Genomic DNA, 14,304 nt, shown 5'->3' with positions numbered 1-14,304 from the left:
CGTGTGGGCGTGCCCTCTACTTTTTTGGGGCCAACAAGATCTGGCATCAGGGAGTTGATTGCGATGAGCATCGTAAAGGAGTTCAAGGAATTTGCGGTCAAGGGTAACGTCATGGATATGGCGGTAGGCATTATCATAGGTGTCGCATTCGGCAAGATTGTTTCGTCGTTTGTTGCCGATGTTATGATGCCACCTATCGGACTACTTATCGGTGGTGTCGACTTTTCCAACCTCGTTATTACGCTTAAAGCCGCCGAGGAGGGTGCGGAGGCAGTTGCACTCCGTTATGGCGTCTTTATTCAGGCCGTTTTCGATTTTGTCATCGTCGCGTTTGCGGTATTCATCGCCGTGAGGGCACTGAACAGCATGCGTAAAAAGGAAGCGGAAACCCCAGCCGCTCCGCCCGCTCCTTCCGCACAGGAGCAGTTATTGATGGAAATCCGGGACTTGCTGAAACAGAAACCCGAGTAGTTTTCGGCCGCTCTGCCGGGCCGGGTGTCAACTCAGTCCGGCGTTTGCCGAAGGTATTTCTCCAGTTCTTCCCGAAACGCCGCCTGCACACCCAGCCGCTTCATCATCCAGTAATGCCCGGCAATCATGCGGTCGATGAATATACTCTCCACCGGTGGTTTGAAATAATCCAGGTATTTGAACACGGTCGTGGTCTTGGCGGCGACGTCCTTGTGGAGCTCCGAGTCAGCGAAATCGTAGGGTGTGTCACTACGGAACGGCTGAATGAGGATGTCCCGCCACATGGCATAGTAGGCTTCGTCCACTGCCGGCTGGGATTCCACGCGAGCGCCCAGGGCAATCAGATGTTGATCCAGGGCGGCGTAGTCTTCTTCAAGGGCCGAAATGAGGGCGTTGCGATAGGCTTCAACAATCTCCGGCTTCAGTTTTTTCACACACCCGAAGTCATACAGAATGATGGTGCCGTCGGGGCGGTAGGCAAAGTTGCCGGCGTGGGGGTCGCCATGGATGCACTGGTAGCGGAAAAGCTGGTCCGCCATCATGGTGAAGATGCGGTGGCCGATCAGGTTGATGGTGTCCTGATCGTATTTTTCCGGCGTTACCTCGCTGATGTGGTCGCCTTCCACCAGCTCCATGGTCAGAACCCGTCGGGACGAGTGGCTTTCGAACACTTTCGGGATGACGATCCAGTCGTCGTTGGCATGAAATGCCTGGAAGAGTTCCAGGTTGCGGGCCTCGTTTTCGTAATCCAGTTCTTCTTTCAGCCGGACACGGATTTCACCGAACAGCTGGTCCACGTGTTCCTTGGGCATCCGCAGCAATCCGCCCAGTTTCAGGGCCATACGTAGCTGCTTCAGATCGCTGTCGCAGGATTCGTCCACCCCCGGGTACTGAACCTTGACGATGACATCGGTGCCATCGTGCAGCCGGGCACGGTGGACCTGACCAATGGAAGCGGCGGCGTAGGGTTTTTCCTGGAGGTATTCGAACAATTCTGAAACCGGCTTGCCCAACTCGCTTTCTACCTGCCCGACAATCACCTCGAAGGGCATGGGCGGGGCTTCTTTCTGCAGCCGCTCGAGAGCGTCGGAGAATTCCCGGGGCAGAAAGTCCTGAGTCTGCGACGCTATTTGACCGACCTTCATCACTGCACCTTTCAGCTCCCCCAAGGTGTCGACAATCTGGTCCGCCATACGGGTGTAGCTTTCGGAGCGGGCGCCTTCGTCGTCCTCTTCGCTGCGGAATATCCGGCGTGCGCGCTGCCCGGCATATTGCCCGGCTACAGATGCCGTCATGCCTGCCAGTCTGAAGAATCGTCCGCTACGGGTGGTAACCGGTTTCTTTGCCATGCCTGATATACGTCCTGAAAAGCCGATGGACCTGACTGGGTTTGCAGATCCGTGTTCCCACACTAGAGCACGGTGGTCTCAACAAACAAGGCATCTTCCAGTTCCAGGGACAATATCTGCCCCGATTCCAGCGGCCCGACGCCTTTGGGCGTGCCGGTGAGGACCACATCGCCGGGCATCAGCGTGAACTGGCTGCTCATGTGCGCGATCAGAGGCACGATCGGGTTCAGCATATCGCGGGTGTCGCCGGTTTGTTGGCGTTCACGGTTGATGTCCAGGGTAAAGGTCAGGTGGTCGCGTCGAAGTCGGTCAATGGATACGAATGGCGACAGTGGGCAAGCGCCGTCAAAGGCCTTGGCTCTTTCCCAGGGCTGGCCTTTCTCCTTGAGCCGGGATTGCAGGTCCCGCAGGGTCAGGTCCAGTGCCAGGCCATAGCCGAGAATGGCGCCTTCGGCTTCGCTGGCGGAGGCGTTGGTCAGCGGTCGGCCAATCAGTACGGCCAGTTCGGCTTCGAAATGGACTTCACCCCGGTCCCGGGGAAAGTCCAGCGGGCGGGTGATATGCACCGCCGAGGTTGCCGGTTTGATGAACAGTAACGGTTCATCCGGCACCGGGTTGTTCAGCTCCCGGGCGTGCTCCGCGTAGTTGCGGCCGATGCAGACAATCTTGCCCAGCGGCAGGTGAACCGGGGTCCCGTCTTTCCAGTGGTGCTGATAATCAGGCATGGCAGCCCCCTAATCGCCCTCAAACGAGCACACAGTATAAACCTTCAGACCTTCCTCCTGCAGCTTGCGTGAGCCGCCCAGGTCCGGAAGATCGATCATTGCAGCCACTTCGACAATTTCGGCACCAATACGGCGGATCAGGCGCGAGGCTGCCAGCATGGTGCCTCCGGTGGCAATCAGGTCGTCCACCAGGACCACGTTGTCGCCGGGTTTGAAGGCATCCTTGTGCAGCTCCACCGAGGCGGTGCCGTACTCCAGTTCGTAATCTTCCACCAGGGTGTCGAACGGCAGCTTGCCTTTCTTGCGGATCAGCACCAGCGAGGCGTTGAGCTCATAGGCGAGTGCCGAACCGATAATGAAGCCGCGGGCATCTACCGCTGCAACCGCATCGATCTTGTGCCCGTGGTAACGGTGAACAAAGGCATCAATCAGCTTGCGGAACGCGGTGCGATCCTGCAGTACAGTGGTGATGTCGCGGAAGGCGACCCCTGGCTTGGGCCAGTCAGGCACCGTGCGAATGGCTTTCTTGATGCTTTCTGCAAAGTAGTCCATAGCGAATCCGGGCTCTGAAAACGCAGCTTACGCCACGTCCAGGAAAGTGAATTTCAGGATAAAGACGACAGCGATGATGACCACACTGACGTTCAGGTCTGACCAGCGTCCGCTTAGCGCTTTCAGGATGGCATAGGTGATGAAGCCCAGGGCAATGCCGTTGGCGATGGAAAAGGTCAGCGGCATCATCAATGCGGTCACGACCGCAGGAGCGGCTTCGGTGACGTCATCCCAGTCTATCAGTTTCAACCCGCTGGCCATCAGTACCGCGACGTACAGCAGGGCCGGCGCGGTGGCGTAGGCCGGGATAATACCGGCAATGGGGGATAGTAGCAGACACGCCATAAAAAGGGCGGCCACGACAACCGCCGTCAGGCCGGTGCGGCCTCCGGCGGTAATGCCGGCGGTGGACTCAATGTAGCTGGTGGTTGTGGATGTCCCCAGGGCAGCGCCGGACATGGTGGCCACGGAATCGGACATCAGCGCACGACCCAGACGGGGCAATTTACCGTTCTTGTCCAGGAGTCCACCGCGCTGGGCCGCGCCAATCAGAGTGCCGGAGGTGTCGAACAGATCCACAAACAGGAAGGCAAAAATAACGCTGATCATTCCCACATTCAGCGCGCCGGCGAGGTCCAGTTGCATAAAGGTCGGGGCCAGGCTGGGCGGAGCCGAAACAAAGCCGTCGTATTCCACCATGCCCATCGCCATTGCGGCGGCGGTCACGGCAATAATGCCAATCATCACCGCACCGGTGATCTGGCGGAACGACAGTGCGCAGATCAGCACAAAGCCGCCAAAGAACAGCAGGCTTTCGGCTACTTTAACGTCGCCAAGACCTACCAGAGTTGCGGGGTTATCGATAACGATACCGGCATTTTTCAGCGCGATGAGTGCCAGAAAGAAGCCGATACCGGCCGAGATGCCATAGCGCAGGGACAGGGGGATGCTGTTGATGATCCATTCCCGGACCTTGAAAAGGCTCAGCAAAAAGAAAATGAAACCGGAGATGAACACGGCTCCCAGTGCCACCTGCCAGCTATAACCCATGCTACCTACCACTGTGAACGAGAAGAACGCGTTCAGGCCCATGCCCGGGGCCAGGGCAATCGGGTAGTTGGCCCACAGCCCCATGATCAGGGTGCCGATAGTGGCGGCCAGGCAGGTAGCCACGAACACCGCACCGAAGTCCATGCCGGTGGCGGAGAGAATGCTGGGGTTGACCACGATGATGTAAGCCATGGTCAGGAAGGTGGTAAAGCCCGCAATCACCTCTTTACGAACAGTGGTGCCATGGGCCTGGAGCTGGAATAGTCGTTCGAGCATGACGGATGCCTGCCTTACAGGGAGCTGAATGGGGATTGAATGAATCGGTTTCAGGAGCTGGGTGAAAAAACGGCAATGTTACCGGCTGGAGCCGTGAACGCCAAGGGACGATTCAACATTGCAACCTGATTAGCCCTGTTTTCTGTCCCGTTGCAGGCGAATATCAAAGTGCACGGCCAGCAAGCGGGTGATGGTTATGAACAGTAAGCCGATGGTCAGGGCGAGGGTTTCGCTCTCCAGTAGCCATTGGCAGACAAAATAGAGCCAGCAACCGGCAAATGAAATGGACGCGTAAACCTGGTCCTTGCGGAAAATGTACGGCACCTCATTACACAAGGTATCGCGCAAAGCGCCGCCAAAGGTGCCGGTCATCACCCCCAATAGCGAGGCGACAAACCAGGAGTGGCCAAGGTCGAGGGCCAACTGCGCGCCAAGAATGGAGAAAACGCCCAGACCAATGGCGTCGGGAAAGACGATTCGGGATGCTCGGAGGCGTCCGGCGCGGTGCCAGTAGCTGTAGATGACCGCCATCACCAAAATCAGGATCGGCTGTTCCTGATGCTTGATCCAGTACAGCGGATGGTTGTCCATCATCAGATCCCGCAGGGTGCCGCCACCCAGAGCGGTGACAAACCCGATGGTGAATATACCCACCGGATCCATATTCTTGGATCGCGCCACGATCATGCCGGAGATGGCAAAGGCAACCACGCCGATCATTTCAAGCAGGAAGATAATATCGAACATGTCAGGCCCTGGAGGAACAGCAAGGGACAGGCGTCAGCCCGGTTACGGTGCGCGCAGGATAGCGGAAAAGGCGGGCAGGTTCATCCCGGGAAAAGGGTATGGTCCGGGGATTTTGAGTGGTGATGCAATGCCCGGGAGACAGAACTATACGAATGTCTATGATCCATCTTCAAGGTATGAGACGTATTTCACACCAACCTTAACCGTTTGATGTAGTACGGAGTGAATGATATGTCTCTGATGCGTCTGGCTTACGCCAGTGAAGCCACTTTCAAGGCCAAACCAGTGGAAAAGGGTGTAGAGCCCAACGTCGCCCGGATCCTGATGGAATCCCGTCGAAACAATGCCAGAAGTGAAATCGTTGGCGGCCTTTATTACGGCGACGACCAGTTTTTCCAGTATCTGGAGGGCGAAGAAGGGGCCGTTCGCCAGCTCTATGACCGGATCGCCAGAGACGACCGACACCGTGATGTGATTACGTTGCTGGAAGAGCCGATCGAAGCCCGAACCTTCACCAACTGGTCGATGAAGTACGTGCCGCTGTCTTCAGACGTCAACAGATTCTTGGACAATGAGGGGATGGAGGCCTTTCGACCCTCGGGGTTCAATCGCAGCCAGTGCGAGGAGATGATCACCCTTATTCGCAATTCCAGCCAGGACGGCCGCGTGGTCAGCCATGACGGTGGGCGAAATAAACGAAGCAAGCAGTCTGTCATTCCCAAAGGTATTCTTGCGGGTCTCATCGCGGCCGCCGTCTGTCTGGTGGGTGCAATGGCCTATGTAAGCACCATGCTCTAGCGTGGGATTCCGGAGACCATAAGCAAGGCTTATCCGGTAGGATAAGATTTCTTTATTTGCTTCATGACACGACTCTGTTTAGGTTGATAACCATCAACTGCAGTCATCTTTTATCGACCGTCGATTAACGGAGTCACAACATGAGAGCGATTCTCTGCAAGGAATACGGCCCTGCGGACAAACTGGTGATAGAAGATGTCGCCAGTCCTGTGGTCAAAGGCCATGGCGTCAAGGTTCGGGTCAAGGCCGCCGGCCTGAACTTCCCGGACACGCTGATCATTGAAGGCAAGTATCAGCTCAAACCCACCATGCCGTTCTCCCCTGGGGGAGAGATGTCCGGTGAGGTGATTGAAGTGGGCGAAAAAGTCACCCGCTTCAAACCGGGCGACCGCGTTGCCGGCCTCACGGGCTACGGTGCCTTCGCTGAGGAAGTGGTGGTTCCCGAGCAGAATATCCTGCCGATCCCCGAGTCCATGTCAGACGAGAAAGCAGCTGCTTTCTCTATGGTGTACGGCACCTCCTATTATGCGCTCAAGCAGCGAGCCAACATCCAGCCGGGCGAAACCCTGCTGGTGCTGGGCGCCAGCGGCGGGGTTGGCCTGGCAACGGTGGAACTGGGCAAGGCCATGGGCGCCCATGTGATCGCAGCGGCCAGCACGGCCGAGAAGCTGGCGGTGGCGAAGGAAGCCGGTGCCGACGAGCTGATCAATTACACCGAAGAGCCCCTGAAAGACGCGGTCAAGCGGCTGACCAACAGCAAGGGTGTGGATGTGATCTACGATCCGGTGGGTGGTGAATTCACCGAACAGGCCCTGCGCGCCATGGCCTGGAACGGCCGCCACCTGATCATCGGCTTCGCCGCCGGCGACATCCCGAAGATCCCGGCAAACCTGACACTGTTGAAAGGCTGTTCGGTAGTGGGTGTTTTCTGGGGCAGCTTCACCCAGCGGGAACCACAAACCAGCGCCCAGAATATGATGGAGCTGCTGAAGCTGTTCTCTGAGGGCAAGATTGACCCGAGAATCAGTGCGGTCTACGAGTTCGAGGACTATGAGAAGGCCCTCGGGGCGCTGACCGGGCGGACGGCTACCGGGAAGATCGTTCTTAAGGTTGGTTCTTGAGCCCGGCCTTGTGCCGATCTCTGCATCTAGCCTGATAGTTCCGGTGATCAGCCATGGCCCGCGGACCATGGGAATATACCAGTAGATAAGGAAACCGTAGGTCGGATTAGCGAAGCGTAATCCGACTCTTTTCTGGCGTTATCTCCATTTGTCGGATTACGCTTCGCTAATCCGACCTACGTTTTTCCCAGGATTACGAGTTAACGGGCGATATCTCCGGTGCTTAGCCAGCACCGGTGGGAGGGTGTTCCCATCGGTGCAGTCACCAAGCCATAAAGGCTAGGGCAGGGAGCCATAGGCACCACCATAAGCCAAGGAACACTCAGAACCGTACCTCCCCGGCATCAATCTCCGCCACCCGTTCAGCCGTCAACAGGGTATACCCCTCAGTCCCAGGCAACCACGCATAAACCTGCTCCCCGGGCTTGTCTATGGAATAACCGGCTTTCTGGATATCGACCTTCCGGTATTTGAAGGTACCGGTCTTTTCGATGGCATTGGTCACCCGGACAAACACCGGCACTGCATAGGGCGGCAGGTTGTCGTTCAGGTAACGGAACAGCCGGTTAACATCAAACTCCTGGCCGTTGGAGTGGGGCACCAGCGTGACCATGCCGGCCTTGCCGTTGGTGCCCGGAATTTCTACGCCGTAGACAATCGCCTCCTCCACCATGTTGGAGCCGTCGATGATGTTCTCCACCTCTGTGGTGGACACGTTCTCACCCTTCCAGCGGAAAGTGTCGCCCATGCGGTCTACGAACTGCAGGTGGCCACAGCCGATTTCCTTGAGCACATCGCCGGTGTTGAACCACTGATCGCCTTTCTTGAAAGCATCCCGCAGGATGGATTTTTCCGTGGCGTCTTTCTGGGTATAACCCTCGAAGGACCACTTTTTGGTGATCTCGCCGATCAGCAGGCCGGCCTCGCCTTGCTTCACTTCCTGCATAAAACCGTTGTCATCACGAACCGGGTCGCGGGTGCCGTCGTGGAATTTCACCAGCTTGTAGGGGGCGGTGGAAAAACCGACGGTGTTGTCCATGTTGAAGAAATTGCTGAAGCCGATGTTACCCTCGCTGGAGGCATACAGCTCCGCCACGGTTTCGATACCGAATCGGTCCTTGAACTCCTTCCAGATGGACGGGCGCAGGCCGTTGCCGATCATTTTGGTGAGGTTGTGATTACGGTCCTGGTCGCTTGGGGGCTGGTTGAGCAGGTAGCGGCACAACTCGCCCACGTAGCCGAAGGTGGTGGCCTGGAAATACCGTACATCGTCCCAGAAGGCGCTGGCGGAGAACTTGCGGCGCAGGGCGATGGCGGAGCCGCCGGCCATCACCGAACCCCAGCACACCAGCAGGGCGGTGCCGTGGTAGAGAGGTAGGGTGCAGTAGAGGACGTCGTGTGGCTTCATGTCCAGGGACATCATGCCGAAGCCGCCGTAGGCTTTCATAAACTTGCGGTGGCTGCCGGGCGCGGCCTTGGGCAGGCCTGTGGTACCGGAAGTGAACAGGTAAATGGCGGTGTCGCCCATAACGGGCGGGTCGGCCGGTCGGGGGCCGGTGTTCCGGTGGGCGCTGACCTTTGCAGCCATGTTCACGTAACCTTCCGGCGCATCGCCAAAGACGTTTATGGTGTTGGCGTCGGCCAGGAACAGGAACGGGTTGGGGTGGCTGGTCCGGATGTCGCCCTTAACACCGTCGAAGCTGTCGACCAGTTCTTCGCCTACCACAACCATTTTGGGGCCAATCAGGTTGATGCTGTGTTCCAGAACCCGGCCTTTCTGGGACGTGTTGAGCATTGCGCAGGCGACACCGATTTTGGCAGCGCCGGCTACTACGGCCAGCAGCTCCGGACGGTTCTCCAGGAACACGGCAATAGCATCGCCTTTGATAAGCCCCTCGGCTTTCAGGAACCCGGCAATGCGGTTGGCCCACTCGTCGAATTCACGCCAGGTAATGCTGCGGTCTTCGTAGAGGATGGCCGGGCGTTGGCCGTGTTTCCTCGCGTTGCGTTCTACCAGGGTGCCAAGGGTCAGGTCTTTGTTCTCGTTCCTGACTGCGTAGTAGTAATAGCCCCGGGCAATAGCGGGAAAGCGCCGGAGTATGCCCGGCAGGCTGCGAGCGATGTCGCGTGGGGATATGTTGTCCTGGGTCATAGAGTCATCCGTCAGGGTCTGTGTTTAACGTTGTTATTCGTTTTTGCCCCGGGACAACCAATGGCTTCGGGGCTAATCCAGAAACAGGTCAGGCAGCAGCGGTTTGTCGCCGGGCTGGTACCGGTAGTGTTCAAAATCGGTAACGCCATCAGTTCTCAGCACATCCTCATCAATCACCGACTGGCCGGTCATGTCCTCGGCAGGGCGGCTGAGAATGCTCAGTGCGGCGTCCGCCATGATGTCCGGTTTGCGGCCCTGGGCCATCATCTGCGGGCCGCCCACTTCGAACTCGATGGCAGCGGTGGCAATCAGCGTTTTGGGCCAGAGTGTGTTTACCGCAATGCCGTAGCGTCGGAACTCTTCTGCCATCCCCATACTCAACATGGTCATGGCGTATTTTGTGGTGGTGTAAGGCCCGTACTGGGCAAACCACCGGGTGTCCATGTTCAGGGGCGGCGACAGGCTCAGGATATGGGCCCGGTCCGACTGCTTCAGCCAGGGCAGTGCCGCCTGGCTGCAGACAAATACCGCCCGTGCGTTGACCTGGTGCATCAGGTCGTAGCGGCTGACCTTCAGGTTTTCCACGCCGGTCAGTTTTATGGCACCTGCGTTGTTTACCAGCGCGTCAATGCCGCCAAAGTGATCGGCAGCCTCATCCACCCGCTGGCGCACCAGTTGTTCGTCCCGTACATCCAGCACCAGGGGCAGGGCCTTACCGCCTGCCTGCCGAATTTCTTCTGCGACACTGTGAATCGTGCCGGGCAGCTTCGGGTGTGGCTTGTCGGACTTGGCCGCAATCACCACATTGGCACCTTCTCTGGCGCAGGCCAGGGCAATGGCCCGGCCGATACCCCGGCTGCCGCCGGTAATAAAAACGGTTCTGTCCTGCATTGTGCTCATTGTCCGGCCTCCTCTGAGGTAGCTTCAGCGGCAGTAATTTCCACCAGCAACTGGCTGCGTTTTACCTGGTCGCCTGAGGCGGCCAGCACCTCACCCACCGTGCCATCGCGATCTGCTTTCACCGGATGCTCCATCTTCATGGCCTCCAGGATCACCAGTGTGTCCCCCTGCTTCACCGCTTGGCCGGCCTGCACCAGAACATCAATGATGGCGCCGTCCATGGTGGCCTTGATGCGGCCGCTACCACTGGCCGCAGCCCCGCTGGCCGGCTGGTGGGTGACGTCATGCAATGCCTCTGCCTGCCCGGACGCCTGCAAATATAGGTGATCGTGCCGGCGGTGATATTGGCATTGTTGACGAATGCCGTTGTCGATAATGCATAACAGGCCACCGCCCATGCTTTCAAGGTCGAGTTCGTACTGGTCCTCACCTCGGGTAACCGTGAAGTGATTACCAGTGCGTCGCACCAGCAGTTCCAGGGTTTTGTCGCCGGTTTCCAGCTTCATGGGCGTGACCGTGGCAGGCGCATTACTCCAGGAACTATTCATGTCATGACGAGCCGCACCGGGGCCTGAATTGCCATGGCTGAACACGCAGGCCGCCAGCGCCAGTTCGCGTATGGAGGTGTCCTTCGGGGCCAGCGAGGGATCGTCCCGGAACGCCTGTTGCAGAAATGCCGTGGTGGCCTCACCGGCACCGAACGTTTCGTCAGCGATGATGCGGCTGAGGAAATAACGGTTGGTAGTCACGCCGAACACCGTGGTGTCCTCCAGTGCCCGCAATAGCCGGCGGCGAGCTTCGTTGCGGTTGGCGCCCCAGGCAACGACCTTGGCCAGCATCGGATCGTAATGGGGCGTGACGGCATCGCCAGAGCGAACACCGGTATCAAACCGTAATCCTTCGCCCTCGGCGGGCTGGAACTGATGCAGTGGTCCGGTCTGCGGCGTAAACCCGTTGGCCGGGTCTTCGGCGTAAAGCCGCACTTCAATGGCGTGGCCGTTCAATTGAATCTGCTCTTGTGAGAGCGGTAGTGGCAGTCCCTCGGCCGCGGAAAGCTGCCAGGCCACCAGATCCTGCCCGGTGATCAGCTCGGTGACCGGGTGTTCCACTTGCAGGCGGGTGTTCATTTCCAGGAAGTAAAAGTTGCGGTCCTTGTCCACCAGGAACTCGACGGTACCGGCGCCTTCGTAGCCGCAGGCGAGAGCCGCTTTTACCGCCGCGTTGCCCATGGCCTCTCGGAGCTCCGGGGTGACGAAAGGTGAGGGCGCTTCTTCGACCACTTTCTGGTGCCGCCGCTGAACCGAGCAATCCCGCTCACCCAAGTGCACCGCGTTGCCGTGTTGGTCGGCAAACACCTGGATTTCGATGTGGCGGGGTTCGATAACCGCCTTCTCGAGTATCAGCTCGTCATCCCCAAAGGCCTGCCTGGCCTCGGAACGGGCGCGCTGGATGTTGTCAGCCAGTTCTTCTTCCGCCTCCACCAACCGCATGCCCCGGCCACCACCACCTGCGGAGGCCTTGATCATCAGCGGGTAGCCAATATTCTTCGCGGCGTCGATCAGTTCTTCGTCGCCGGCATTATCACCTTCAAACCCGGGCACTACCGGCACACCCGCTTCCTGCATCGCAATCTTCGAGCGCCGCTTGCTGCCCATCAGTTCGATAGCCGACTCAGGCGGCCCCACAAACACCAGCCCGGCGTCTTTACAGGCCTTCGCAAACCCGGAATTCTCCGACAGAAATCCATACCCCGGATGCACACAATCCGCCCCGGTCCTGACCGCCGCCTCGATAATAGCCTCGGCCTTCAAATAAGAAGCCGAAACCTGAGCCGGGCCAATACACACCGCCTCATCGGCCATCTCCACGTGCAGCGCCTGGGCATCTGCCTCTGAGTACACCGCCACGGTGCGGTATCCCAGTGACTTTGCCGTCTTGATTACCCTGACTGCGATCTCACCCCGGTTGGCGATTAAGAGCTTTTTTAGCATGTTGCTCGTCTCTTGCTTGGGTGGTTGGTCGCGTTGGTGCGACGGAAGCATGGGTTCAGGACACGCCGTGAATACGGTCCTGAACCCCGGCCCTCCACCAACGCCTAAAAACGTCACTCAGAAGCAGCCCACGAAGCCGGACGCTTCTGCATAAACGCAAGCGTCCCCTCAGAGCCCTCGTCACTGCGAATAGCCAGTGCAAACTTCTCAGCCGCACTGTCCAGAAGTCCACTCATGGACTCATGACCAACGCGGTGCAACAACGCCTTGGTTTCTGCCGTCGCATTCGGCGCACACTGCCGAACCCGCTCGACCGCATGACCCAGAAACTCGTCAATCTCAACCTCAGACTCCGCAACCTGATGAACAATCCCCAGCCTGCAAGCCTCATTCGCATCCACCCGCAAACCCAGCAACGCCAGCCGCCGCGCCTGCGTGAGCCCGATACGCTCCACCACAAATGGTGCAATCTGAGCTGGAATCACCCCCAGGGTGGTCTCCGGCATGCCGAACTTTGCCGACGGCCCGGCAATGGCCATATCCGACACACACGCCAGTCCAAAGCCACCGCCCATCACGGCCCCTTCGGTCACCGCAATTACCACCTTCGATGACTCGTTCACCTGTTGAATCATCTGCCCGAACGCCCGGTTCAAGCGGTAGAACGGATCCTCTTCACCCTCGGCAGGCTTTTGCCCCCGGGCACCGGCCATGTCCTTGATGTCGCCACCGGCACAGAAGTGGCCACCGGCACCGCGAAGAACCACAGCGCGAATGCTGGTATCGCCCTCAACCTGGCTGAACACCGCCGAAAGCTCTGCCACCATCTCCAGGCTCATGGCGTTCCGAACGTCTGGGCGGTTGATGGTGACGTGCAGGGCGGGGCCCTGTTTTTCCAGAATTAGCGTTTCGCAGTGCGGTAAATTTTCCATAAGCGTGACTCCAAAAACGTTGTCCGTACACCAAAAGCCTGACAATTCAGTCCCGTTGCTTACCAGGCAACGTGCCCATCATCTTGCAGATAATCCCCAGCATGATTTCGTCAGCACCACCGCCGATGGACACCAGTCGCACATCCCGGAACGCACGGGACACCGGGTTTTCCCACATGTAACCATTGCCCCCCCAATACTGCAGACAGCTATCCGTCACCTCGCGCCCAAGCCGCCCGGCCTTCAGCTTGGCCATCGACGCCAGCCTGGTCACATCCTTGCCTTCGATATGCAGTTCACAAGCCTGATAGGTCAGGGCACGCAGGGCCTCGACTTCCGTCTGCAGCTCAGCCAGGCGGAAATGAATCACCTGGTTATTGATCAACGGCTGGCCGAAGGTCTTGCGCTCGCGGCAGTACTCAATGGTCTTGTTGATGCAGTGTTCCAACGCCTTGATCACGTTGGCCGCGCCCCACAGCCGCTCCTCCTGAAATTGGAGCATCTGCATCATGAAACCGGTGCCTTCGGCACCGATACGATACCGCTGGGGTACACGCACATCGTCAAAGTAAATCTCGGCTGTCTCTGAGGACCGCATCCCCAGCTTGTTCAGGTGCGGGCTGAAGGAAATGCCCGGGGTATTCATGGGCACCACGATCAGTGACTTGTTCTTGTGAGGCTTGTCGTCGGAAGTGTTCGCAAGCAGGCAAATAAAATCAGCCCTGGGGCTATTGGTGATCCACATCTTGGAGCCATTGATGACATAGTCATCGCCATCCTGCTTCGCGGTGGTTTTCATCCCCGCCACGTCGGAACCGGCCGCGACTTCACTTACACCGATGCAGCCAACCATGTCGCCGGCAATGGCCGGAGCCAGGAAGGTGCGCTTCAGTTCGTCGGAGCCAAAACGTGAGATAGCAGGGGTACACATATCGGTCTGAACCCCAATGGCCAGGGGTACACCACCGCAGTGGGCCGTGCCGAGTTCTTCCGCAGCTACCAGGTTATAGCTGTAATCCAGCCCCATGCCGCCATACTCTTCCGGTTTCTGGATGCCCAGAAGACCGAGGTTGCCGAGTTTCTTGAAGATGTCGTGAATCGGAAACTCGCCGGCTTTTTCCCATTCGTCGCAGTGGGGGTTGATTTCCTTCTCCACGAAAACGCGGACGGTTTTTCTGAGGGCTTCGTGCTCGGAGGTGAATTTCACGTTCTTGTTCTCCTGACTTGTTGTTAGTCCGTG

The 14,304-nt window shown here is 58.3% G+C and carries 13 protein-coding genes; 3 read left to right on the top strand and 10 right to left on the bottom strand.

Going from position 1 to position 14,304, the window contains the following annotated elements:
- The first annotated feature begins 63 nt into the window (after nucleotides 1-63).
- A complete protein-coding gene (mscL, locus tag FDP08_RS06680) occupies nucleotides 64-471 on the top strand; it encodes a large-conductance mechanosensitive channel protein MscL (RefSeq protein WP_137435212.1) in 408 nt (135 codons plus the stop codon).
- A 32-nt stretch (nucleotides 472-503) separates the two neighbouring features.
- Here the strand turns inward: mscL and FDP08_RS06675 are convergent, their stop codons facing one another.
- From FDP08_RS06675 to FDP08_RS06655, 5 genes are all read right to left on the bottom strand, one after another.
- Nucleotides 504-1,820 carry an ABC1 kinase family protein gene (locus FDP08_RS06675; protein WP_137435211.1) on the bottom strand — a complete coding sequence of 439 codons (1,317 nt, stop codon included), beginning with the start codon at nucleotides 1,818-1,820 and terminating at the stop codon, nucleotides 504-506.
- A 62-nt stretch (nucleotides 1,821-1,882) separates the two neighbouring features.
- Nucleotides 1,883-2,545: a fumarylacetoacetate hydrolase family protein gene (locus tag FDP08_RS06670; protein WP_137435210.1), complete on the bottom strand. Its 663-nt coding sequence runs from the start codon at nucleotides 2,543-2,545 to the stop codon at nucleotides 1,883-1,885.
- A 9-nt stretch (nucleotides 2,546-2,554) separates the two neighbouring features.
- A complete protein-coding gene (locus tag FDP08_RS06665) occupies nucleotides 2,555-3,097 on the bottom strand; it encodes an adenine phosphoribosyltransferase (protein ID WP_137435209.1) in 543 nt (180 codons plus the stop codon).
- 27 nt (nucleotides 3,098-3,124) lie between these two features.
- Nucleotides 3,125-4,423: an NCS2 family permease gene (locus FDP08_RS06660; RefSeq protein WP_137435208.1), complete on the bottom strand. Its 1,299-nt coding sequence runs from the start codon at nucleotides 4,421-4,423 to the stop codon at nucleotides 3,125-3,127.
- A 129-nt stretch (nucleotides 4,424-4,552) separates the two neighbouring features.
- Nucleotides 4,553-5,170, bottom strand: coding sequence for a trimeric intracellular cation channel family protein (locus tag FDP08_RS06655; RefSeq protein WP_137435207.1), 618 nt, complete (start codon nucleotides 5,168-5,170; stop codon nucleotides 4,553-4,555).
- A gap of 231 nt (nucleotides 5,171-5,401) precedes the next feature.
- On the opposite strand from FDP08_RS06655, the gene FDP08_RS06650 reads away from it, so the two are divergent.
- Nucleotides 5,402-5,968 carry a BLUF domain-containing protein gene (locus tag FDP08_RS06650; RefSeq protein ID WP_137435206.1) on the top strand — a complete coding sequence of 189 codons (567 nt, stop codon included), beginning with the start codon at nucleotides 5,402-5,404 and terminating at the stop codon, nucleotides 5,966-5,968.
- A gap of 140 nt (nucleotides 5,969-6,108) precedes the next feature.
- Nucleotides 6,109-7,089 (top strand): NADPH:quinone oxidoreductase family protein, encoded by a 981-nt coding sequence (locus FDP08_RS06645; RefSeq protein ID WP_137435205.1) that lies wholly within the window; start codon nucleotides 6,109-6,111, stop codon nucleotides 7,087-7,089.
- A gap of 322 nt (nucleotides 7,090-7,411) precedes the next feature.
- Here FDP08_RS06645 and FDP08_RS06640 read toward each other — a convergent pair whose 3' ends face one another.
- From FDP08_RS06640 to FDP08_RS06620, 5 genes are all read right to left on the bottom strand, one after another.
- Nucleotides 7,412-9,241, bottom strand: a complete 1,830-nt coding sequence (locus tag FDP08_RS06640; protein ID WP_137435204.1) for a long-chain-acyl-CoA synthetase — start codon at nucleotides 9,239-9,241, stop codon at nucleotides 7,412-7,414.
- A gap of 72 nt (nucleotides 9,242-9,313) precedes the next feature.
- Nucleotides 9,314-10,141: an SDR family oxidoreductase gene (locus FDP08_RS06635; protein WP_137435203.1), complete on the bottom strand. Its 828-nt coding sequence runs from the start codon at nucleotides 10,139-10,141 to the stop codon at nucleotides 9,314-9,316.
- Nucleotides 10,138-12,132: an acetyl/propionyl/methylcrotonyl-CoA carboxylase subunit alpha gene (locus FDP08_RS06630; protein ID WP_137435202.1), complete on the bottom strand. Its 1,995-nt coding sequence runs from the start codon at nucleotides 12,130-12,132 to the stop codon at nucleotides 10,138-10,140. The genes FDP08_RS06635 and FDP08_RS06630 overlap by 4 nt, the downstream gene beginning before the upstream one ends.
- 113 nt (nucleotides 12,133-12,245) lie before the next feature.
- Nucleotides 12,246-13,064: an enoyl-CoA hydratase/isomerase family protein gene (locus tag FDP08_RS06625; RefSeq protein WP_137435201.1), complete on the bottom strand. Its 819-nt coding sequence runs from the start codon at nucleotides 13,062-13,064 to the stop codon at nucleotides 12,246-12,248.
- Between the two features lie 46 nt (nucleotides 13,065-13,110).
- Entirely contained in the window at nucleotides 13,111-14,271 is a 1,161-nt protein-coding gene (locus FDP08_RS06620; RefSeq protein ID WP_137435200.1) for an acyl-CoA dehydrogenase family protein, read from the bottom strand.
- Nucleotides 14,272-14,304: the final 33 nt, after the last annotated feature.

This window comes from Marinobacter panjinensis, assembly GCF_005298175.1.
Lineage (GTDB): Bacteria > Pseudomonadota > Gammaproteobacteria > Pseudomonadales > Oleiphilaceae > Marinobacter > Marinobacter panjinensis.
The sequence above is the reverse complement of the archived record's forward strand: the minus strand, read 5'-3'. Positions and strand labels throughout refer to the sequence as shown.